The following is a 22,183-nucleotide window of genomic DNA, read 5'->3' on the forward strand; positions in this document are numbered from 1 at the left end:
AGCACTGTGTCCGAGAACAACGCCGCCCAGAGCCACGTAGCCGAGAACCACGTCGCCGAGAACCACACCGCCGCCGAGCCCCGAGCCGAGCGCACGCTGCCGCCCCCGCGCGACCGTCGCTCCGAGCCGATGTTCCCCGGCGGCCCCGTGGCCGACCCCGCCGGCTCGCACCACGAGCGCCGCATCCGCTCCTTCCGCCCCCGCCGCGGCCGGGTGACCCTCGGCCAGGGCGATGCGCTGCGCCGCCTGTGGGGGCAGTGGGGCCTGGACATCGACGGCCTCTCCCGCCTCGACCTCGGCGAGCTGTTCGGCGACCCGGACCTGCCGGTCGTCCTGGAGATCGGCTTCGGCATGGGCGAGGCCACCGCCCAGATGGCGGCCGCCGCCCCGGGCACCGGCATATTGGCCGCCGATGTCCACACCCCCGGCCAGGGCAATCTGCTCGCTCTCGCGGAGCGGAAGAATCTTTCCAACATCCGGGTGGCCAACGGCGACGCGATCATCCTGCTGCGCGAGATGCTGGCGCCCGCCTCCCTCTCCGGGCTGCGCGTCTACTTCCCGGACCCCTGGCCCAAGAAGCGGCACCACAAGCGCCGCCTCATCCAGCCCGAGTTCATCGCCCTCGTCGCCACCCGGCTGCGCCCCGGCGCGCTGCTGCACTGCGCGACCGACTGGGAGCCGTACGCCGAGCAGATGCTCGAGGTCCTCACCGCCGACCCGCACTTCGAGAACACCCAGCCCGACGGCGGCTACAGCCCGCGCCCGGACTTCCGCCCGCTGACCAAGTTCGAGGGCCAGGGCCTGGAGAAGGGCCATGTCGTCCAGGATCTGATCTTCCGCCGCAACAACACATAGCGCCCTTTAGCGCCTGGGCATAATCCTCCGGTCCGCCTTTCCGTCGTTCGTTAGGGTCGTCAGGTGCACCAGCCCCCGCCCCCGCACCAGCAGCCCGGCCCACCGGCCACGACATACGGACAGCAGCCGTGGACCGACCCCGCGTCCGCGCCGCCGGCCGGAGGCTGGCCGTACCCACCGCGCCGCAACTCCTGGGGCGACCGGCTGAGCGCGCTGTGGGACAACAAGTCCCTGCGCGCCACGGCACTGGTCGTTCTGCTCTCCCTCTCCGGGCTGGTCATCCTGGCGCTGGTCCGCGAGCAGACCGGCACCGAGGGCTTCCTGGTCGGCCTGGGCCTGGCCACCCTGCCCGTACCGCTGCTCATCGCCGCGTTCCGCTGGATGGACCGCGTCGAACCCGAGCCCGTACGGAACCTGATCTTCGCCTTCGCCTGGGGCGCCTGCGCCGCGACCCTCGTCGCCCTCATCGCGAACGGCTTCGCCACCGAGTGGCTCATGACCACCGTCGCCGACTCCACCCCCTCCGGCCAGGCCGACGCCGACACCTGGGGCGCCACCTTCGTCGCCCCCGTCGTCGAGGAGAGCGCCAAGGCCGCCGCCGTCCTGCTCCTCTTCCTGTTCCGGCGCCGCGACTTCAACGGGATAGTCGACGGCGTCGTCATCGCCGGAATCACCGCCACCGGCTTCGCCTTCACCGAGAACATCCTCTACCTCGGCACGGCCTTCGTCAGCGACCAGGAGTTCGGCTACTCCGGCATCCGCTCCACCACCGCCGCGACCTTCTTCATCCGCGCGGTGATGTCCCCCTTCGCCCACCCCCTCTTCACCGCCGCCACCGGCATCGGCTTCGGCATAGCCGCCGCGGCCGCCCAGCACCAGCGGGCGCGCCGCGTCCTCGTCCCCATCGCCGCCCTGCTGGGCGCCATGGTCCTGCACGGCCTCTGGAACGGCTCCGCCACCTTCGGCGGCTACGGCTTCCTCGCCGTCTACGCCCTCTTCATGGTCCCCGTCTTCGGCCTGCTGATCTGGCTGGTCATCTGGTCCCGCAACAACCAGCTGCGCACCATACGCGCCCAGCTCCCCGCCTACCAGGCCGCCGGCTGGCTCACCCCGCCCGAGCCCATAGCCCTCTCCTCCATGCGCGCCCGAGGCATCGCCCGCGACCTCGCCCGCCGCGCCCAGGGCCCGGCCGCCGCCCGCGTCGTCGCCGACTACACCGCGACCGCCACCTCACTCGCCTTCCTCCGCCACCGCGCCTACCTCGGCACGGCGGGCCCCGACTTCACCACCCGCGAGCGCGAGCTCCTGGACCGCCTCTGGCAACACCGGGAAACCGCCCAACCGGCCCTCGCCCACGCGGCCCTCTCGGTCCCCCTCCCCCGCCGCCCACTCCCCGGCCCACACCCGGGCATGGTGCCCCCGCCGTACTGGCACTCCCCCCAGACCACCTACGCCCCACCCGGCCCCTACGGCTACCCCGCGTGGCCCCCGGCCCAGCAGCCGCCGTACCCGCAGGGTCAGCCGTAACCTGACACCCCCGGCGGCGCAGGCGCCTTCCTCCCGCACCTTGAAGGTTCAACCTGCTGCCTGTAACGAACGGGCGTCGTATCGTCAGATCGCCTACGGACTGAAGATAGGTCCAAAACCGCGCCGCGAGGCGACATCGCCGAAACCCACTCATGTAGGCAAGGGCCTCTGCAGTGTTTCCGGATCCGCTCTTCCGCAGCAGTGCTCCATCAAGATACCTGCAACACCTTGACCAGCTCACTCCGTCGGCGAAACGATGTACTCGACATCGGCGTCAAGGAGGATACGGACAGTGGCAGAAGAGCCTAGCGACCTACCACTGATCCGTCAGTACCGAGACTGGCTGGGAGCGGGGACCACCACCAACGACACCGAGCGGTCGAGGTTCTTCGCTGATGGGCTCGTCGTACTTGATACCAATGTGTTGCTAAACCTCTATGAATACACTCCGAGTGCTAGAAACCAAGTCCTCAATGCCCTGGAACAGGTGAAGGACCGTCTATGGCTTCCCTATCAGGTTGGCCTAGAGTTCATCCGGGGGCGTCATCGAGTGCTCGATGCCCGAGTGAGGGCGCTCCAAGAAGCTCCGGCAACGGTGAACCGCAAGTTAATGGAGGCTCGCCAGGCGGTACTTGCGGCGCGTGACCTTGTTCAATCGCTCCTACTTAGGTACGCGCAGGACACCGAGGCTGGAACCGCCCTAGGCACGGAGATCACCAACCAGGCCATCGATAGCCTGCTTGCCCCTTGGCGCACAACGCTCCTTGAACACGTACAAACGCTCAAGCGCGAACATGACTTGGCCCTGTCATCTGTTGGCACTGACGACCCGGTATTGCCACGAGTGGCCGAACTGTTCGGCAGCCAGATAGCCACACCACCTGACCCTCGCACCGTTCGGCAACGTGTCGAGGACGCCACTTCCTACCGGTTCCCAAACCAGATACCCCCGGGCTTCTCGGACGCCGGCAAAGGAACGCCACTCAAGTCAGCAGGGGACTATCTGCTTTGGGAAGAGATCATCGAGAGAGCGCAGGAACCAAATACGCCCGGACGAGTGCTGTTTGTATCTCGCGATGTAAAAGAAGACTGGTACGAGGCAGCGGAACCCGGCCGCGGCCCACGTCCCTGGCCAATGCTCGCCGACGAGCTGCGCATGCGCTCCGGAGCCGAGCTGTGCATCGAGACACCACAGCAGTTCTTCCAGGGAATCAGGCACTACTTGGATGCAGAGATCACAGAGGCAACGTATGAAGAGATCGATCGCGCTGCAGACCGAGCCGAAAAACAGGTTCTAACTGAGTACGAGGCAGGGCAGTTCGACCCTCCTCAAGACCTTGCGTTGGCTGCCTACCGTGCTGCGGGGCTCACCACGGCCGCAACACGTGAGGCCATCGCCTCCTCGTCACAGAGGATGTTCCAGTGGTGGCTGATCGGCGTCACGGCAGAGCTCGGTCGTCGCAACCCCACGGACGACGAACTGAGCGTGCTCCTACCGGCCGCCTCCCGGTCAGCCCTGCCGCCAGCCCCGTACTGGGAGCCAGGTGAAGTGCTGCTTCAGGGAGAGTGGCCGTATCGGACGTCATCGTGGATCGCGCCATGGTTCGTCCAGGTCATCAGAGCTACGCCAGAAGCAGATCGCTTGATCCTGCAGAGGCTGGCCGCACAGCAAGCTGACTTGTCGGCCCAGGACACGTGACTCAACGTCAGCAGCGCGGCTGAGGAGACCCACAACAGCATCGTCCGCACTACCCTTCTGTAGGTAGACCGAGGGAAGAAGAGGGACGGGACAGACGACCGATGGCTCACAAGCTTCTCGATATCACTCCGACGCCTCAGGTGCTTGTCGCCCTCACTCGAACACCCATCAAGCCACTTGACGCATTGAGTGAGTTGATCGACAACGCGATCGACTCCTTCCGAAGTGCACAAACCGCAGGCGAAGCCTCCCCAGTCCGCCAGGTACTGATCGACGTTCCCGGCCCGGCTGAGGTGAATCGCGGAGAAGGTCTAATCCGGGTGCGCGACACGGGCCCCGGCCTTACCGAAGAACAGATCGCTGACGCCATGCGAGCCGGTTTCAGCGACAAGAACCACTACGACACTCTGGGCCTGTTCGGCATGGGTTTCAACATCGCGACAGGCAAGCTCGGCCGCGTGACCAGGGTCATCTCTGCGCGTCGCGCCGATCACCATGCGATTCAAGTGGTCTTGGATCTTCCCAGGTTGATCGAAGAGAAGGCCTTCGAGGTCACCGCCGAGCAAGTCGAAAAACCACAAGGGCTAGAGCACGGAACTGTTGTAGAAATCCGCGGTTGGTGGCCTGAAGGTGATGCCAATAGCGGATTCGTTCGCGACCTCGCCAAGATGCCGAAGAAAAGACTCCGCGACAGCGTCGGAAGGCGATACGCAACGCTCCTGAAGAGTAAATCTGCGGACGCAGTGCGGATTAGCGTTAATGGCACGCGTTGCGAGCCATACGAGCATTGCGTATGGGATGCGTTGCGATTCGTTGAACATGCATCGTACGGCAAGATCCCAGCACGGATCGAATTCGACGAGATCGTGGACCGCTCGCGGCGTTGCCTCAATGACGGCGCCGATTTCGGCGCTTCCGATGTCTGTCCCCGCTGCAGGGGCAGCGAAAGCCGCGAAGTCCCGCAGCGCGTGCGAGGATGGGTTGGCATCCAAAGGTTCGACGATGCCAACCAATACGGTATTGACCTGATCCGAAACGGACGCACCATCAGGGCCGACGAGAAATCGGCGTTCTTTGACTATGCAGATGAGGACACAGGACGCCTCGAACGTGAATACCCTATGGACCAACAATACGGTCGCATTGTCGGCGAAGTACACCTAGACCAGGTCCCAGTAGATTTCCAGAAACAGGATTTTCAGCGCAACACACCCGAATGGCAAGCTGCCATGAAATTCCTGCGCGGAGGCGCGCTGCAACCGAGCAGACGTGAGGGCGACGAGCGGAATGACAGCCCCGTTTCCCGGCTGTTCCAGGGGTACCGCCGCGTGCGAAATATCGGTCGCGGTCACATGTACATGGGACAGTTCAACGCCGCAAAAGGAAAGGCCGAGCGCGTCTCCCGCGATCTCGAACGAGAATATTACGATAATTTCCTGAACCGCATCCCAGGGTACTACGATGATACCAAGTGGTGGGAACTCGTCGAAACTGCCAACGAACCTCCCATCGAGGAACTACCTGAGTGCCCTGATTGCGGGTTTCAAAATAGTCACGATGCGGAGTACTGCGCCAGCGGTTGCGGGCATGTCTTCGACGGCAGGGCCTGTGTGAATGAGGATTGCCATCAACAAATCCCTCGCTCTGCGGTCTCCTGCAACTTCTGTGGCACCTCACAACTCCCAGAGGTGGAGAGTCCATGGTCGTGCGCCTTTTGTGAAACAGGAAACAAGGCCGGCGCGGAACGATGTCGCACGTGCGGAAGCGCGGAAGGGGCTCCTCATCCTGCCGACCCCGATGCATTGGCCAGCGTCTCGGAGACACAACCCGCACTAAGCGCTTCGCATCTATCAATTACCCTCGTCAACGGTAAGTCCACTGACCCACTGGACATCACAGTTCATGCTGTACACCGACCGATCACTGCCGTATATGGACAAGCCACCGTCCCTCTGATCACTACTTCTAAGCCTGGGCGTCTCACAGTTTACATTGACCTGACTCACGCGTCATTTACCGGGATGGGAATAAGGCCTGAGTATCTGATCGCAACTGAGGCAGCCCAGTATCTGCATGCCCTGCACGCGAACCTCAGAGGTCGGTATGGTCACACCATCGCCTCGCTCACAACCGCCCTTCTCAAGGAAGGATGGGGAGACTCTATCGCGGTGAACCCTGACACCGTCCGGAGCGATATCAGAGAGCTGTTCACTACAATTCGAGACAGAGTCGTAGATGCTCCTCACGCTGAGGACTTCTATGACAATCTCAACGAACCGCAGCAACAATCTATGGCTGAGGCCATGATTAAGTCCGGTGTGGAGCTCAGTGAGCTCAAACGCCTAAAAGGTGCTGGCGGATATCTCCGATTCTGTGACCGCGATACACTAGCAGCATTCTTCAACCGCTACCCGAGTGGCTGGTTCGATGGCAAGGTCTGGCGCGACCCCTGGCCTAAAGAGTCCGAGGCCGGAGCCATAGTAGCTCGGAAGCTCCAAGATGAGTTGCAGATGAAGTATCTGCGCTGTCTCGAAGACTGTGCCTCGTACCTTCGTTACGAACAGCCCGAGCGCCTATTGATTGTCCGTGCCCGTGCTGCAGCCGATTTCCTCAACGATAGGCTGTCATGAGCCAACGCATCGTGACCGACCTCCAGCTCAGTGGCACAGGTTGGCAAGCGTTGGAGCGCACAGTCCAGCGCCTTCTCCTCGCCCGGGGGTACACGGGCGTCCAGCACGCCGGATCTTCCGGGGACGGAGGCGCAGACGTCATCGGCACACTGGCCGGCCGCCGTTGGCTATTCCAGGTCAAACGCTGGCGCAACCGTGTCGGTCCTGAAGTCATTGCCGAGACGATTGCGGCCTGTCGACGCTATGACGCCGATATCCCTGTTGTTGTTAGTCTGAGTGGCTTCGAACCTGCCGTCCATGCCCAGCAGCAGCAGCTAATGGCAGAAGGATTGCCTCTGCAGCTGTGGGATCGACGGGCGATGCTTCGGCAGGCGGGACTTGTCTCACCTGAAGCTCTCTCCGTTCGAGACCCGGAAAAGTACCAACTGCGTTCATACCAGGAGACAGCCGTCACTCGGCTGATGGGCGAGCTAATCAACGGCACCCGGAGTGCCCTCGTAGTTCTGGCGACAGGCCTAGGCAAGACATTCGTAGCAGCCGAATTCTACCGACGTTTCAGGGCATCCCGACCTGAGGCAAAATGCCTGGTCCTCGCACATCGAAACGAACTCGTCTATCAACTTGAGCGGGCCTTCTGGCCTATGCTTCCCGCCGCCACGGCTACAGGAATATGGAATGGCCATGAGCGCCCAGACGCCGACGCCCTAGCCGACCTTGATATTGTGTTCGCCTGTGTTGACAGCGTTGCCGGAGCCATCTCAGCGGGGCGCTCACTACCCGACTTTAGACTCGTCATCGTTGATGAGTGCCATCATCTGGGTATCCGTACGTACGAAACCGTCCTCGGTGAGTTGTCCGCAGGTGACGGAGGAGCATTCCTCGTGGGCCTGACAGCTACCCCGTGGCGCCCTGATGGAAAATCGCTCCGTCGGTGGTTTGACTATCCCATCATGGATATCGACATCGTCCGCGGCCTGCGTGAGGGCTATCTAGCTAACGTCGACTATCGTATGTACACAGATAACATCGACTGGAAGGCCCTGACAGCGGGAATGTCTAAGTCTGGACATCCTCGCGGTGCACCCGCACTCAGCCCCCGTGGCATCAATCGTACCCTGTTCATTGAAGAATGGGATGACGCCGTCGTTGAGCGCCTTGCCGAAGCGTGGCGCGAGCAGAAACAGCCACGAGGCATTGTTTTCTGCGGAACCATTGACCACGCGGAGCGAATGGCAGCTCGCATCAATGCCTTGGGCTTCACCAGTGCCGAGACAATCTCGTCACGAACCTATGATGGCAAAGCCGTGCGCTCGGCCACACGCAACCGCATCCTGTGGGACTTCGCCGACGGACGAACGGGGGTCCTGTGTGCCGTAGATATCCTCAATGAGGGTGTCGATGTTCCTGACGTCAATATCGTTGTGTTCCAACGCGTCACGCACAGCCGCCGCATCTTCGTTCAGCAGCTTGGCCGCGGTCTGCGCCTCTCAGCTGGTAAGGACCGTGTAATCGTCTTGGACTTCGTCTCCGACATTAGGCGATTCGCCGCCGGCCTAGACCTTCAAGACGCCCTTAACCCTGGGGCCGCCGGGGCCGACCCTCGCGTACGCATCGGCGGCAAGGTCAGCTTCATGCGGGCCAACCAGGAGGACCAGCAGGGGGCCCAGTTCCTGCGTGAATGGCTCGGCGACCTGGCCGCCGTCGAAAATGCGGGCGAAGACACCCACATCCTGCGTTATCCTCCAGAGGAAGCACTCACCCTGGTCGCCAAGCAATAGAACGATAGGCAGGTACAGAACCATGCCCGTGAGCAGGCCAAACCCAGAGGCAGACTGGCACCGGCTGCAGGCCGACACAATTCACGCCCTCAAGGCCCTCCTGGCCCAAGTTGAAGCTGGGCAGTCGCCTCAGAATCTGTTCGATGCCTACTTGTATGCGAAGCCTGTGCTAGCCGAGGCGATGCAAGCGCGAATGCGAATGCATCTTCCCAGCGAATGTCCAGAATTCCATCACCTACGCGGCCAGTTGGCCGACGAGGTCACGAGGCGCTACGGAGGGAATATACCGGAGAGGTACTTGAAGGTGCCCTACGCTAGCAGGACTCATGAAGAACTCTTCAGTGTACTTCTCCAACGGCAGGGCAAATCGGTACCTGCACCACTCTTAAGAACAGTGACGGCAGACTCCGTTCACACCGAGCGGCGTACACGAGAACTTCGTGAGCTCGGCTTCGACATCGATGCGAACAAGGAAAACGGCGCTGACGTCTACATTCTCCGCTCGCTTGAACTCGATTTCAACATGATCCCATCTATTGTAAAAAACAATATTCAACGCGACAGGAGCATACCCAAGAACGAGCGCGATCAGCTCATGGCCAAGGTCGATTCAACTCATGACTAGAGTCATTTAAGCCATCTCTGCACTCCTGCCTCGAACTCCGGTATATGAATGCCCGTGAGGCCCTGAATATGTCACAAGAAACTCCCTGGATAGCACCGCAAGGTTCGTGGGCCTCGTCCGCAGCCAACAGGCGGAACATGCAGGCAATCCGAAGCCGAGATACGAAGCCTGAGAAACTCGTCCGTCGACTTGTGCATGCTCAAGGCCTTCGGTATCGCGTGTGTACCCAGCCGCTCCCAGATCTTCGTCGGACAGCAGACATGGTATTCCGGCCGGCGAAGGTCGCGGTCTTTATCGATGGCTGCTACTGGCATGGCTGCCCCGAACACTATGTTCCTCCGAAAACCAATCATGGTTATTGGTCAGCCAAGGTGGCAAAGAACATCGCCCGGGACCGTGACACTGATCTACGCCTCATCGAGGCCGGGTGGACCGTGCTACGTTTCTGGGAGCACGAGTCACCAGAGGCGTGCGCTCTCAAGATCGCTGGTACGGTATCCAGACTCCGCCTTGGGCGGAATTGACTGAGCCGGTACCGAGACAATGCCTTGTGCAGCCTCTGCGGTCGGGATTTTTTCTTTCCTCAACGCCGCCGCAATCCTATCGCCCACTGCCTTAGCAACGGGGGGTGGAAATGCATTGCCTACTTGACGATAGGCCGCTGTCTTCCCACCCGTAAATTCCCAATATTCAGGGAAGCCTTGGATAATCGCTGCCTGGCGGACCGTGAGTTTAGGCCCAAGATCTCCGTAGAGATCTCGCAATGGGTCTTTAAGCTTCGCCGGATCATTTGCTACACCCAGTCCGTCAACACCGAGCTTCGCCCACGCCTTTTTTGCGCGAGTGGGCCCTAGGTCAGCACCCCCGTGCTTTTTTGATCCTCCCACCAGAGTTGGCGCAATATCCATTACAGCCTGCTCGTACCATTTCTTGAAGGCGGCATCCGCCAATGGACTGCCACTCGCATCGAAACGGTCCCGCATGGTCTTCTCGAGCGCTTCTCCGACTGTGACTCTTGGAATCTTCTTCACTGCTTCATCATCGGGTCCAGGCCACACGAAATATGGGACATATTCCGGCCGCATGGCAACTAGAATCGCTCTGGGCCTCAACTGTGGGACACCGTAGTGCCAGGCTTCCAGCAAGCCCCACTCACAGATCTCGTACCCAGCTCTCTTCAAACGACCCTCAATCTTGTCTCGATATGACTGGAATTTTTTCGGCGGAGAAAGCAAACCTCGCACGTTCTCGATCATTACCGCCTTCGGTAGAATTTCGTCAACGAGGTTCAGCATCGCTGGAAAAAGATCCCGCTCGTCATCTTCCCCGAGCTGTTTGCCAGCTGCAGAGAATGGCGGGCACGGGACTCCTCCTGCCAGCAGGTCCAACTGTCCTTTCTCGAGGCCTAGTCGCTCTCGCAAGTCAGAGGGCACTAGTTCAGTCAGGTCTTCCTTCATGACTTCGCACCCTGTCCAGCCTTGTCCCTTCACGTTGAGGGCGAGGGTGGCGCACGCATGTTCGTCGATCTCGATGAGCGCGCGATGTTGAAAATCAGCCAAGTGCAAACCGACGGCCTGGCCACCTGCTCCGGCACAGATCTCCACCGAGGTGAACTTGGGCTCAGTGCGGGTCATGCACCCTCCTTCCAGACTTACCTATGAGTGGACACCTTGTAGTCCACCCTCACAGAGGGTGACAGACCCCACTGACAACGGCCTCTCATCAGCGACGGGGGCTCGCTCCGACCTGCTCGACGAGCCGCCCGCCACTCCGAGCGCATCCATACGATATGGCCCATGTGCTGTGCCACACGAGCGCGGTGCAGGCATGCACTGACCTGAGCAGGTACCGACGAGGGTCGACCGCTCAAGCTGCACGAGGGTGACGAATGCACAGAAATCCTCACACTTCTCTGCCCAATCCCGTCCCGGTGTATCGACACACTCAACTTGCCGGATCAAGATTCTATTCGAAGCGCATGGCATTGGATCTTTGACCGGAGCGCAGACTGTCGGTAACTGCTCCATCGTGGTTCTGGATCACTTTCCGTGCCAGGGCCACGATTGGCCCGCCGCCGACGCAAGTCGCCGAATCGTCACGCGCTGGATGTGGCGACCGTCCCCGACCAAGCGCCAGGGCTAGTTTGCGCCTAACCCCTTGCCCGTGAGTCCCTGACAGGCCCCTCACTCGGCTGCCATGTCGGCAAGGCTGGTCGACGCGACAGCAGCGTAGGGAAGAGCGGTCAACCGACTGTCCCCGATTCGGCTTCGAAGTGCACCTGAGCGCGGTCCAGGGCCGTGTCCGGGTCCTGGCCGTGCGCGCGGAACCAGTGGAGAAGGTCTGCGATCAGGGCGATCGCCGCCTCTTCCGCGAGGGCGCGTCCGAGTTGCGGCGAGGATCCCGTACGAGATGCCGACCCACCGTAAAGAGTGAGCAGAGCGTCCGCGCGGTGAACTTGAGGCCCGTCCAGGTGGGTATCGTCCCCGCACAGCGCCGAGGCGATCTCGCACCAGGTGGTCTTGCCGGCGTCGGTCGGCATCACGCCCCATCGGTCCGATACCGCTGTGACCATCGCCAGCCCCCGGCCCGACTCGGACGTGGTCGTCGCGCCCAGGAGTGTGGGCAGGGCGCGGCGGTCCGGGTCGTGGATCTCGATGCGCAGGTAGCTGCCGTTCATGGAGACGGCCATCGTCGCGGGGGTGCCGGCACCGACGTGGACGATGACGTTCGTGACGAGCTCGCTGACGCAGATCAGCGCCGCGTCGATGAGGTCCGGCAGGCCCCAGCGCGTGAGGTGCGTCCGCATGCTGCGGCGCAGGGCGGGGACTTCATCGGGTTCCGCCAGGAAGGGAAGGTGCCAGGCCTTCCTCGGCATGCAGTGCTCGATGGCCATCTCTCAACTCCTCACGGTCTCGTCGCCTTGCGGCGATCACGTGTTGCGATCAACCAGTGCCTCTTGGTTACTACGTGTGAGAGCATTGCACCGCGCATCCCGCTGTGCAATGTGCACGAAGGGATTCGCTCGAATGGGTGACTGACGGGCTCCGGCCCGCCCGACAAGACTGAACGTCCCTTTCCACACGAGGAGTTCATGTGCCCGGATCGCCTACTGCCCGACGCCGCCGCTTGGCCATCGAGCTCAAGAAGCTTCGCGAAGAACACCAGCTCACCTGCAACCAGGTGGGCAAGGAGCTGGACTGGAGCGGCTCCAAGGTCAACCGCCTGGAAACCGGCCAGGGCCGCGTACAGCCATCCGACATCGATGCCCTCTGCCGTTTCTACGGAACGTCCGACGAGCTCCGCGAACTGCTCAAAGAACTCGCCAAGCAGTCCAAGACGCGCGGGTGGTGGCATGCGTACGGCAACGCCGTGCCCTCATGGTTTTCGGTCTACGTCGGGCTGGAGCAGGCCGCCGCTGGGCTGCGGACGTACGAGTGCGAGTTCGTGCCCGGCCTGCTTCAGACGGCCGACTACGCACGGGAACTCCACCTCACCACACCTGCCCAGGGCCCCGACGATGCAGAGCACATGATCACCGTGCGGATGGAGCGGCAGACCCTCCTGACGAACGCGGCACCACTCGACCTCTGGGCGATCGTGCACGAAAGCGTGGTGCGGCACACCATCGGCAGTGCCACGATCATGCGCGCGCAGCTTGAGCACATGCTGGAAGTCGCTCAGTTGAAGAACGTCACGATCCAGGTGCTGCCGTTCGACGCCGGCAGCTACCCCGCCGTTGGTGCGTTCACGATCCTGGGGTTCCCGGAACAGGAAGACCCCGACATGGTGTACCGCGACGGCCTGACAGACGCCGTGTACCTGGAGCGTCCAGAAGAGATTGCTCTCTACGGCAAGGCGTTTGACAATCTACGTGCTCTGTCCTTGAGTCCTCAGCGGTCGAGTGACCTAATCAGAAAAGCGGCACAAGGAGTCCGTTGATGACAGATATATCGCCCCTCCAGTGGCGGAAGAGCAGCTACAGCAATGGAAGCGGAGGAAACTGCGTCGAGATCGCCGATCTGGCGAGCGGTGGAACTGCCGTACGGGACTCCAAGGATCCGGAGAGGGCCGTGCTCGCGTTCTCGGCTTGCGCCTGGGGGGACTTCGTCGCGGCCGTGCGTCGCGGGCAGGCGGCGGGTGGCGTCCAGCTCGGCTAGGGCGGCTAGGACAGTGGCGGCTCGTACAGCAGAGAAGATGCGTAGCCCTCGTCCTCGTCCCACGGGACATCCAGGTCATCCATGTGCACCCGCCATTCGGCATCCGGCAGAGCCCGGCGCAGCTCGGTCACGGAGTCGAGCAGGTGGGCGAGCACCGGCATGAGTCGGTCCGGGTCGTGGGGCATCTTGGTGGATCCGGCCAGGATCTCGCCCGGCTCGTAGCCGTCGTTTTCGTAGAGGTACAGGGTCTCCTCGTCCTCATAGGGGAAGGTCGCCTGGCGGGTGACGGCGATGCGCGCCACCTCGGCTCCCTCGGCTTCGGTCAGCGGAAGCGTCGGTCGGCACGCCTGGTAATAGAGGGATACGCCCATGCGTCGAGCGTAGGGGCAGATGAAACGACATACGGGGTGCGGGCCGTCGCCCACTGACCGCCATGCGGGGCAGGGGGTCGTGTCGGTCCGGTGAGGGTTCGGCGGGGGTCGGCATCGTGGTGGCACCTGTGAGATGAGGAGGCCGCCATGAGGACACTGACGCGCTGGGCCGCAGCTGTGGTGACCGGGGCGGTGGTCGGGGTGTCGGCCGCCGTCTGCGGGTCCGCGGCGGCGGTCGGTGAAGGGGGGCGGGAGGAGGCGAGGGGCCGCCGGTTCGAGGTGCGTATGCACAATGCGTCGGGGTGTCGGCTGGTGCGCACCGACTACGGGCTGACGGCGGGGAGATTCGTCAAGCGGCCCTCGGCGACCCTGGGCAAGGGGCAGGTCGGCGGGTTCACGGCGCGGTCCCGGGCGGGGTCGCTCCGGGGGGTCGCGGGCAGTGTCGAGTACACGGCGAAGAACTGTGACGCGCGCTGGCGCAACGGGCACGCGACCAGGCTGACCTTCGGCGTTCCGTACAGCGGGATGAACAGCTTCAGCACGGACGGCGGCGGGGCGTTCGGCACCAGGCTGTCCGGGGGGAGCGGGCCGCACGCCGTGCTCAGTTGGCGCGTGGGGAGGTAGTGGCCCGGAGCTGTTGCGGAGTCGGTGCTTGATCATGACCTCGTCGGCGCGTACGGCCGCCGCGCCAGGCATAGGGTCGAGGCACTGGACCCTCACAGTGGAGGTAAGAGGTCATGGCCGGAATTCCGGCAGGTGTGGTGGCCGCGGGCGGGCTCGTCGGCGGGTACGGGGTCGCGCGCTGGACCAAGAAGCGGCAGCTGGGCGGGGTGGCCCTGGCGGCGGCCGGGGTGGTGGCCGCGCGTGGGTGGCGGCAGAAGGCGGGGACCGGGACGGCCGCGGCGCTGAGCGGGCTGTACGTGGCGGCCTTCGCCGGGTCGCATCCGCTGGCCAAGAAGCTGGGTGCCTGGCCGTCCGTCCTCACCGTGGCCGGCGGGGTCGCCGCCGCGTCCTGGGCCGCCGCCGATCGGCGGAATGTCGGGGCGGCCGCTCAGTCCTGAGGAGAGCAAAGGCGTGTGCGGCGGGGAGGCGTCACGGTCTCCCCGCCGTTTGTGCTCTGCGGAAGCCGCAGCCTTACTCCGACGCCGACGTCAGCAGCGCCAGCTCCTCCTCCGTCAGCTTCAGCTCCGCCACCGCCAGCAGCGCCGGCAGCTGGTCCACCGTACGCGCGCTCGCGATCGGGGCCACGACCGTCGGCTGGGCCGCGAGCCAGGCCAGGGCGACCGTCGCGTGCTGGGCGCCGTGGTTGGCCGCCACGTCGTCGAGGGCGGCGAGGACCTTCTGGCCGCGCTCGGTGTCCAGGTACTTGGCCGCGCCCTCGGCCCGGGCGCTGTCGACCTTGGCGCCGGGGCGGTACTTGCCGGTGAGGAAGCCGGACGCGAGGGCGTAGTACGGGACGGTCGCCACGCCGTGGCGGGCGGCGACATCGGCGAGCGGGCCCTCGAAGGTGTCGCGGGAGACCAGGTTGTAGTGCGGCTGGAGGGCGACGTAGCGGGCCAGGCCCTCCTTCGCCGAGAAGTCCAGGGACGCCTCGAGGCGCTCGGCGGAGATGTTGGAGGCCGCGATCTCGCGGACCTTGCCCGCCTTCACCAGCTCGTCCAGCGTGGAGATGATCTCCTCCACCGGCACCGAGGTGTCGTCGTAATGCGTGTAGTAAAGGTCGATGTAGTCAGTGCGCAGACGCTTCAGGGACTCGTCGACGCCCGTCTTGATCGCCGCGGCGGACAGGCCGCGGGGGGTCGGGACGCCGGCCCCCACCTTGGTCGCGAGGACGATGTCGGCGCGGTTGCCCCGGGAGGCGAACCAGTTGCCGAGGATGGTCTCGGACTCCCCGCCCGAGTTGCCCGGCACCCACGCGGAGTAGACGTCCGCGGTGTCGATGAAGTTGCCGCCCCCCGCCACGTAGGCGTCGAGCACGGCGAAGGACTCGGCCTCGTCCGCCGTCCAGCCGAAGACGTTCCCGCCGAGTGACAGGGGGAACACGGACAGGTCGCCGAGCTGCTTGCGGTTGTCGGTCTGCTTGTTGTCAGCCATGCGTTATTTCAGCGCGGTGGCGGAAGGGCGTATTCCCATCCCTGAGCGAGTTCACCCTCGCGAAAAAACCGGCGACCTTGGCGTCAAGGGGGGAGAGAGCGCCAAGGCCGCCGGGGTGCGGGGGCCGGACCGGTCGGACCGGTCGGACGGGTCGGACGGGTCTATAGGGCCTGCGGGGACGGGAGCGCGGCGGTCACGGGTTCAGGCCGTGGTCGCGGAGCCAGGGCATCGGGTTGATCGGGCTGCCGCCGCCCGGGCGGACCTCCAGGTGGAGGTGCGGGCCGGTCACATTGCCCGTGGCGCCGACGCGGCCGATGACCTCGCCCGTCGTCACCGAGCCCGACGTACGGACCATCGACGACAGGTGGCAGTACCAGATCTCGGTGCCGTCGTTCAGCTTGAGCACGATGCGGTAGCCGTACGAACCGGCCCACCCGGCCGAGGTGATGGTGCCGCCGTGGACCGCCTTGACCGGGGTGCCGGTCGGGGCGGCGAAGTCCTGGCCGGTGTGGTCGGCCGACCACATGTCGCCGGCCTGGCCGAACGACGCGGTCAGGGTGTACGAGGCGACGGGGAGGGTGTACTGGGCGGCGAGCTTCGCCAGGCGCTCGGCCTCGGCCTTCTTCTTGGCCGCCTCCTCCGCCTTCCGCTTGGCCTCGGCCTCGGCGGCCTTCTTCTTGGCCTCGGCCTCGGCCTTCCGCTTCGCCTCCGCGTCGGAGGCCTTCTTGGCAGCGGCGGCGGCCTTCTCGGCGGCCTGCTTGGCGGCGGCGTCGGCCGCGGCGTCGCGCTGCGACTCGTCGGCGGCGTTCTGCTGGTTCTCGGCCTGCTGGAGGATGCGGGCGCGCAGCGCCTCGCCGGCGTCGGTCGCGCCGTTCTGCTCGTCCTCGGAGGTCAGGCCGGCCGTGGAGAGGGGGGTGGCGGTGGTGGAGCCGTCGGAGTCGGAACCGGAGTCGGAGAACAGCGCGCCGATGCCGGGCAGGTCCTTGGCGTCGGGGAGGGCGTCCTGCACCTGGCCGGCGACGTGCGCCAGGTCCGGCATGGATATGGGGGCCTTGGGGCGGTCCTTGGCGGTCGCCATCCCGCCGGCGCCGACCGCCGCGATCACGCCGACGCCGAGGACGGCGCCGCTGCGGGCCATGGTGCCGCCGCGCTGCTTGGGGACGCGGTGCTTGCCGCGTACGGGGGCTATGGACTCCTCGGTGGGATTCCACTCCTCCCAGGTCTCGGTGTCCTGGTCGGCCCCCGCCTTGGCGGCCGGTTCGAACCAGGAGCCGTAGCGGACCGCGGTCCCGGTTCCGGTGTCGACACCGGACGGGCGGGTCGGAGCTTCTTCAAGGGCAGACCTGTTGGACGCCACGCGGGCGCACTCCTTTCCTTCCCTCTCGCCTACCGGGTTAGCTGACGGGTTCGGAGCAGGAAGGTCTCCTACGGGTCAGGTTCGACCCGATTCACCCCAAGGTTGGTGGTTCCCCGGTTCCCTTGGTGTTGCTGTTGTCGCTCTGCTGCTGGGTGCTGCCGTGCGTGCGGGATTCGGCGACGGCGCGCGGTGCCGCCTCTTGCGGCGGTTGTGACGACCGCGCTGCGTTATCGAACGTTAATAGAAGGCGTGACCTGATTCCAAGCCGTTCCCGGGAATCAGAGGAACCTTTGAGGTGAACTTAACGCCGAACATAGGACAGATGGGGGCGAGTCGGCGGCCGCCCGAGCACACCCGGAAACGCCCTCGCGCTGATCGTGCGTCAATCGTTATCCGTAATGATCATGGTCCGCTACGGAGCGTGTTAAAGCGCGGTGCCGGGTGTCACCGGGGAGCGGCGCAGCGCCAGCAGCGCCATGTCGTCCGTGGTCCCGCCGCCCGTGTGCCGCTCCACGTCCGCGACCAGCGCGTCGAGCAGCTCCACCGGTCCGGCGAAGCCGAGGCCGCGCAGCCGGACCGCCGGGTCGTAGAACACGCCCCGCGCGTCGCGCGCCTCGCTCACGCCGTCGGTGAACAGCAGCAGGGTCACCCCTTCCGCGAACGGCAGCTCCTCCACCCGGTCCGGCCACGCCCCCAGGTCGCCCATGCCCAGCGGCAGCGCCGGTACTTCGGGCTCGGGGCTGCACACCGAGCCGTCGGCGCGCAGCAGGAGAGGCGCCGGGTGGCCGCGGTTGATGAGGCGGAGGAGGGAGTCGCCGCGGGGGATCTCGGCGAGCACCGCCGTGATGAACCCCTCGGACTGCTCGATGTCGCCCCGCCGGGCCCGCTCCCGCTGCAACGCCCGCTCCAGGCGCAGCGCGAGCCCCTCCAGGGTCGCCTCCTGCTCGGCGGCCTCCCGGAAGGCGCCGATGGTGATCGCGACCACCTCGACCGCCCCCAGCCCCTTGCCCCGTACGTCGCCGATGAGCATCCGTACGCCGTGCGGGGTGTCCTGCACCGCGTAGAGGTCGCCGCCGATCGCGGCGTCGCGCTCCGCGGCCACATAGCGGGCCGCGACGTCCAGGCTGGCGAGGCGGGCGGGCGGTGCGGGCAGGACGGCGCGCTGGGCCGCCTCCGCGATGCCGCGCGCCGAGGCCAGCCGCCGGCCGCCGCGGCTGATGACGTGGTTGGTGAGGAGGGCCAGCAGGGCGACCGTCACGACGGTGGCGATCTCGGTGGCCGCCTGGGCCCAGTCCCGGACGCCGTGGAACTCGGCCAGCAGGCAGGCGGCGGTGACCGCGACCGCCGCGGTGACGGCCGTCAGCCGCGGCGAGTAGAACGGAGCGGCCACGAGCGGGGCGGCGGCGAGGAAGGGGGCGGCGCTGTACTGGGGCGGGGTGCCGAGGTCGAAGACGATCCCGCCCGCGATGAGGATGCCGGGGAGCCAGGGCGCGAAGCGGCGGCCTGAGGCGCCCCCGGGCGCCTCGTCGCCCGCGCGGGGCCCGTCCGCGCGTGGTTCCCCGCGCCGGGGTGCGCGCGGGCCTGTACGCGGTCTCGTACGCCGCCTTGTACGCCGTCCCTTGAGCGGGCTCGTACGGGCGCCCGTACGAGCCCTGCTCCCTCGCACCCGCACCGGTCGCTCTCGCTTTCCCCTGGGCTTCCCTTGGCTTCCTCTGGTCCTCTTATGCCGTCCCACCAGGCTCCCGGTCGGCGGGGCGGCGGGCGAGTCGGTGTCGGCCAGGTGGGTGCGCGGGAGAAGGCCGGGGAGGCCAGGGGAGGCTCAGGAGGGCCCCGGAGAGTTCCGGGGCCCCCGAGCCGGAAGGCGTGGGAAGCGACGCGCCGGTAGGGGACGGTGTGTCAGAGATCGACGCCGAGCGCCCGGGCATGGCGGTCCGCCGCCAGCTCGGCGGAGACCTCGTCGAGATACACCTCGCACACCAGCCGCCCGTCGGCGGTCAGGTTGTGCTCCAGCTCCCACAGCACGATCTCGTCCCCGCCGGCCAGGAGGAACGCGTGCTCGTAGAAGCGGCACCAGGTGGCGTCGGGGCCGCCGGAGCGGCGGCGCGGCTTCGGGGCCAGCGCGATGTCATGGGCGAACGCCGTGGAGAGCAGCTGCTCGGTGGCCGCTCCGGGGCGGTCGGGGTTCTCCGCGCGGCGCAGGACGCGGCGGGCGTGGTCGGCCGAGTTGTCGGCCACGTACGCGCGCGGGGTCTCCACCGGCGCGACGGCGTGCAGCAGTTGCTCGGGCATCCACAGCGGTAACCCCTCCAGCTCGTCCCAGCGGGCGCCGCCGATGCGCTCGTGCACCCGGCGCTCGGCCAGGGCCAGGGCGTCCTCGTCGGCGTAGAGCTCGAAGAGGGGACGGTGGTCCTGGCCGGTGTTGTGCTCTAGCTCCCACAGCAGCAGGCTGCTGCCGTCGGGGAGCAGGAAGATATGGCGGTAGGTGCTGTAGCCGAGCGGGCCGGAGGGCTCGTTGCACTGCCGGCAGGAACGCAGCTCGGACTGGTGCATCAGGGCGTCGCGGGCCCGGCCCAGCACCGCCTCGTCGATCTCGAAGCCGTTCTGCGCGCGGGCGAGAAGCCCTTCCAGATGCTCGGCAGGCCCGCCGCCACCCGCGCCCGCTCGTGAGTGCCCCATGTCTGTCTCCTCCCGCCTCCCGGCCGTCCGCTCGCCGTCCCCCCGGCGACTTCCTCGCGCACTTACCGTAGCGGCGCGAACACAGGACGCGCGTGCGGTTCGGGCGAAGCCGCCTGTGGGCCGTACCTCACTCAGTCCTGCGTCGGGATGCTCGGATATATCACTCGTTCGGCCCGTCGAACAACCCGGACGGGGGGATTCCGCTACCGGACGGGGTTGACGAGATCTCTTTCGCATTTCGCATAAAGGACTCCGCCCCCACCTCTCACCTGTGCTCCGACCGGCCCATTTCTTTTACTGAAGCCGCAAGGCGGGCGAGGCAAAGGAGGGACTAATTATGCCGGACGAGTGAAGGTGAAAGCCAGCCCGAAGCTTTTACAGATTCACTTCGTTGACGTGGATGTCCGCGATTCCGCGGCAGACACCCACCGGGAGGAATTAAGTGAACATCGTAAAGAAGGCAGCTCTCCTGGCTGCGGCCGCCGGCACGATCGTGCTCGTTGGCGCGGGCGGCGCGTCCGCCTACGGCGGCGGTGGTGGTGGTATTGGCGGCGTCCAGATCAATGACTGTGACGCCTCCAGCGGCCTCATCCTCGACATCGCCATCGCGTCGCCGACGGGCGACAACGAGATCGGCAGCGCCTGCACCAACGTCAACAGCGGCGGCGTCGCCTTCCAGGAGAACGACTGTGACGCCAGCAGCGGCGTGATCGCGGGCGTCGCCGGCCTCGGCGCCACCGGCGACAACAAGATCGGCAGCAGCTGCACCAACATTTCCCAGCCCAGGTCCGTCGTCAAGGAGCGCGGTGAGGAGCGGGGCGAGGAGCGCGGCGAGAACCGCGACGAGAAGTCCGGCCACGAGCGCCGTGGTGGCTACGGCGGCTGATTCCATGCCACGCTCACTGTGTTCTCCCGGATGAGGAAAACAGGGTGAACACTCCTCTGGCTTACATCGCGGCCCCGGACACCACTTCGTCCGGGGCCGCCTTGACGTTGCGAGAGGAAATCGGCCAGCGCAGACTGACGATGTCTCTAATGCGCCGGACGGGTAGAGGTGCGGCGGCCCGGAGACCCATCGCCGACCGCTCCTCGTTGGTCACATGTTCGCGGATAACCGTCGAGAACCCATTTGGAGGCTGTATGCACAGGCGCAAGAGGACTGCGTTGCTTCTGGCCGCGGTCGGTGCGCTGGCCATCGGCGGCGCGGGCACCGCCGACGCCACCGAAAACGGCTCGGGCACCCATCCCTCGTCCGGCGGGGGCGGCAGCCAGAAAAACCGCTGCGACACCAATTCCGTACTCGGGCCCATCTCGATCGTCGGCCTGGCTCCGACGGGAGACCTCTCGACCGAGACCAACTGCATCAACCACAGCGAGTCGGGAGTGCTGGAACAGAGCAACCGGTGCCGGACCAACTCCGCCATCGGGCCCATCACTATCAACCTGGGTCTCGCGGGGTCGTCCGATATCACCAGGCGGACCAACTGCATCAACGTCAGCAAGACCGGCGGAGTGCTGAAGCAGAGCAACAAGTGCGACACCAACTCCGCCATCGGGCCCATCACGATCTCGCCGCTGGCCCCCGGGCCGAAGGTCTCGACCGAGACCCACTGCGCCAACATCTCCGGAGACGGAGACGGGAACGGCAAGCGTAAGAACGGGAGCCGTTCCGGATGAAGAGTTCCTGACGGCCTCGCGCAACGGCCCCCGGCGGACAACTCCCGCCGGGGGCCGCGTTTATATGGGCGGGACGGACGGGAAAATCTGCGAAGATATCCTTACTGCGGCGGACGGGTGAAGCTGCGACCGGCCCCGGATCCTTCGCCAAATGCCTTCGTTGTTAAGGCGTCTGCGGAATTCGCGGAGAACCTAAATGGAGGCACCAACCAATGCAGATTGGCAAGAAGGCCGCTATCATGGCCGCAGCGGCCGGCGCGATGGTCATCGGCACCACGGGTGCCGCGAGCGCTCACGGCTTCGGATCCCTGCTCGGCTCGCACGGCGGCATTCAGAGCAACTCGTGTGACACCAGCACCGGTATCACCGCGAACGTCGGTATCCTTGCGCCGACCGGTGACCAGGAAATCGGCTCCGACTGCCTCAACGTCAACAACGGCAGTGCCGCGATCCAGGCCAACGACTGCGACACCCGCACCGGTATCACCGCCAACGTCGCCGGCGTGGCCCCGACGGGCGACCAGGAGATCGGCAGCAAGTGCGCCAACGTCTCGGTCCAGCAGGAGGGGCGCGAGCACAAGAAGAAGAACAAGAAGAACCACCGCGGCCACGGCTACTGATGCGGTAGCGGGTGCCGCGGGATCCGCCCAGGCGGGACCGCGGCACCCTCCTCCCGGTCGAACGGGCGCGCCCGGGCGGGACCCGGCGCGGCGGCGCACGGTGTCGGGCAGCACGGC

At 65.5% G+C, this 22,183-nt stretch carries 21 protein-coding genes and 1 riboswitch; of the genes, 14 read left to right on the top strand and 7 right to left on the bottom strand.

Features of this window, described 5'->3' with window-relative positions; genetic code table 11:
- Positions 1-6: 6 nt before the first annotated feature.
- From trmB to ABTY62_RS46205, 7 genes are all read left to right on the top strand, one after another.
- A complete protein-coding gene (trmB, locus tag ABTY62_RS46175; RefSeq protein WP_502997658.1) occupies positions 7-855 on the top strand; it encodes a tRNA (guanosine(46)-N7)-methyltransferase TrmB in 849 nt (282 codons plus the stop codon).
- A 63-nt stretch (positions 856-918) separates the two neighbouring features.
- A complete protein-coding gene (locus tag ABTY62_RS46180; protein WP_502997659.1) occupies positions 919-2,382 on the top strand; it encodes a PrsW family intramembrane metalloprotease in 1,464 nt (487 codons plus the stop codon).
- A 292-nt stretch (positions 2,383-2,674) separates the two neighbouring features.
- A complete protein-coding gene (locus tag ABTY62_RS46185; protein WP_352135399.1) occupies positions 2,675-4,081 on the top strand; it encodes a PIN-like domain-containing protein in 1,407 nt (468 codons plus the stop codon).
- A gap of 101 nt (positions 4,082-4,182) precedes the next feature.
- Positions 4,183-6,711 carry an ATP-binding protein gene (locus tag ABTY62_RS46190; protein ID WP_352135400.1) on the top strand — a complete coding sequence of 843 codons (2,529 nt, stop codon included), beginning with the start codon at positions 4,183-4,185 and terminating at the stop codon, positions 6,709-6,711.
- Positions 6,708-8,489 carry a DEAD/DEAH box helicase family protein gene (locus ABTY62_RS46195; RefSeq protein WP_352135401.1) on the top strand — a complete coding sequence of 594 codons (1,782 nt, stop codon included), beginning with the start codon at positions 6,708-6,710 and terminating at the stop codon, positions 8,487-8,489. Before ABTY62_RS46190 ends, ABTY62_RS46195 begins: the two co-directional genes overlap by 4 nt.
- A 22-nt stretch (positions 8,490-8,511) precedes the next feature.
- Positions 8,512-9,114, top strand: coding sequence for a hypothetical protein (locus tag ABTY62_RS46200; RefSeq protein ID WP_352135402.1), 603 nt, complete (start codon positions 8,512-8,514; stop codon positions 9,112-9,114).
- Positions 9,115-9,182: 68 nt separating this feature from the next.
- A complete protein-coding gene (locus tag ABTY62_RS46205; protein ID WP_352135419.1) occupies positions 9,183-9,638 on the top strand; it encodes a very short patch repair endonuclease in 456 nt (151 codons plus the stop codon).
- Here the strand turns inward: ABTY62_RS46205 and ABTY62_RS46210 are convergent.
- A complete protein-coding gene (locus ABTY62_RS46210) occupies positions 9,573-10,748 on the bottom strand; it encodes a DNA cytosine methyltransferase (protein ID WP_352135403.1) in 1,176 nt (391 codons plus the stop codon). The genes ABTY62_RS46205 and ABTY62_RS46210 overlap by 66 nt on opposite strands.
- A 608-nt stretch (positions 10,749-11,356) precedes the next feature.
- Positions 11,357-12,007 carry an ATP-binding protein gene (locus ABTY62_RS46215; RefSeq protein ID WP_352135404.1) on the bottom strand — a complete coding sequence of 217 codons (651 nt, stop codon included), beginning with the start codon at positions 12,005-12,007 and terminating at the stop codon, positions 11,357-11,359.
- 233 nt (positions 12,008-12,240) lie between these two features.
- Between ABTY62_RS46215 and ABTY62_RS46220 the strand changes: the two genes are divergently transcribed.
- Both ABTY62_RS46220 and ABTY62_RS46225 read left to right on the top strand, forming a co-directional pair.
- Complete coding sequence (locus tag ABTY62_RS46220; RefSeq protein WP_352135405.1) at positions 12,241-13,053, top strand: helix-turn-helix domain-containing protein; 813 nt, start codon at positions 12,241-12,243, stop codon at positions 13,051-13,053.
- Positions 13,053-13,271 carry a DUF397 domain-containing protein gene (locus ABTY62_RS46225; RefSeq protein ID WP_352135406.1) on the top strand — a complete coding sequence of 73 codons (219 nt, stop codon included), beginning with the start codon at positions 13,053-13,055 and terminating at the stop codon, positions 13,269-13,271. Before ABTY62_RS46220 ends, ABTY62_RS46225 begins: the two co-directional genes overlap by 1 nt.
- Positions 13,272-13,276: 5 nt before the next feature.
- Here ABTY62_RS46225 and ABTY62_RS46230 read toward each other — a convergent pair whose 3' ends face one another.
- Positions 13,277-13,642: a hypothetical protein gene (locus ABTY62_RS46230; RefSeq protein ID WP_352135407.1), complete on the bottom strand. Its 366-nt coding sequence runs from the start codon at positions 13,640-13,642 to the stop codon at positions 13,277-13,279.
- A 147-nt stretch (positions 13,643-13,789) separates the two neighbouring features.
- Here ABTY62_RS46230 and ABTY62_RS46235 point away from each other — a divergent pair, with 147 nt between their 5' ends.
- A complete protein-coding gene (locus tag ABTY62_RS46235; protein ID WP_352135408.1) occupies positions 13,790-14,266 on the top strand; it encodes a hypothetical protein in 477 nt (158 codons plus the stop codon).
- 113 nt (positions 14,267-14,379) lie between these two features.
- Positions 14,380-14,703 (top strand): hypothetical protein, encoded by a 324-nt coding sequence (locus ABTY62_RS46240; protein ID WP_352135409.1) that lies wholly within the window; start codon positions 14,380-14,382, stop codon positions 14,701-14,703.
- 73 nt (positions 14,704-14,776) lie between these two features.
- Here the strand turns inward: ABTY62_RS46240 and ABTY62_RS46245 are convergent, their stop codons facing one another.
- From ABTY62_RS46245 to ABTY62_RS46260, 4 genes are all read right to left on the bottom strand, one after another.
- Positions 14,777-15,736 carry an aldo/keto reductase gene (locus ABTY62_RS46245; protein WP_352135410.1) on the bottom strand — a complete coding sequence of 320 codons (960 nt, stop codon included), beginning with the start codon at positions 15,734-15,736 and terminating at the stop codon, positions 14,777-14,779.
- A gap of 193 nt (positions 15,737-15,929) precedes the next feature.
- A complete protein-coding gene (locus ABTY62_RS46250; protein ID WP_352135411.1) occupies positions 15,930-17,093 on the bottom strand; it encodes a M23 family metallopeptidase in 1,164 nt (387 codons plus the stop codon).
- An 11-nt stretch (positions 17,094-17,104) separates the two neighbouring features.
- Positions 17,105-17,231, bottom strand: a riboswitch (cyclic di-AMP (ydaO/yuaA leader).
- 286 nt (positions 17,232-17,517) lie between these two features.
- Complete coding sequence (locus ABTY62_RS46255) at positions 17,518-18,765, bottom strand: PP2C family protein-serine/threonine phosphatase (protein ID WP_352135412.1); 1,248 nt, start codon at positions 18,763-18,765, stop codon at positions 17,518-17,520.
- Positions 18,766-18,989: 224 nt separating this feature from the next.
- Complete coding sequence (locus ABTY62_RS46260; RefSeq protein ID WP_352135413.1) at positions 18,990-19,769, bottom strand: DUF6227 family protein; 780 nt, start codon at positions 19,767-19,769, stop codon at positions 18,990-18,992.
- 442 nt (positions 19,770-20,211) lie between these two features.
- On the opposite strand from ABTY62_RS46260, the gene ABTY62_RS46265 reads away from it, so the two are divergent.
- The 3 genes from ABTY62_RS46265 (at position 20,212) to ABTY62_RS46275 (ending at position 22,066) form a co-directional block, all read left to right on the top strand.
- Complete coding sequence (locus ABTY62_RS46265) at positions 20,212-20,655, top strand: hypothetical protein (RefSeq protein WP_352135414.1); 444 nt, start codon at positions 20,212-20,214, stop codon at positions 20,653-20,655.
- 254 nt (positions 20,656-20,909) lie between these two features.
- Positions 20,910-21,446: a hypothetical protein gene (locus ABTY62_RS46270; protein WP_352135415.1), complete on the top strand. Its 537-nt coding sequence runs from the start codon at positions 20,910-20,912 to the stop codon at positions 21,444-21,446.
- A gap of 212 nt (positions 21,447-21,658) precedes the next feature.
- A complete protein-coding gene (locus ABTY62_RS46275) occupies positions 21,659-22,066 on the top strand; it encodes a hypothetical protein (protein ID WP_352135416.1) in 408 nt (135 codons plus the stop codon).
- The last annotated feature ends 117 nt before the right edge of the window (positions 22,067-22,183 follow it).

The sequence above is a fragment of the Streptomyces sp. NPDC097640 genome, from assembly GCF_040302705.1.
Taxonomy (GTDB): domain Bacteria; phylum Actinomycetota; class Actinomycetes; order Streptomycetales; family Streptomycetaceae; genus Streptomyces.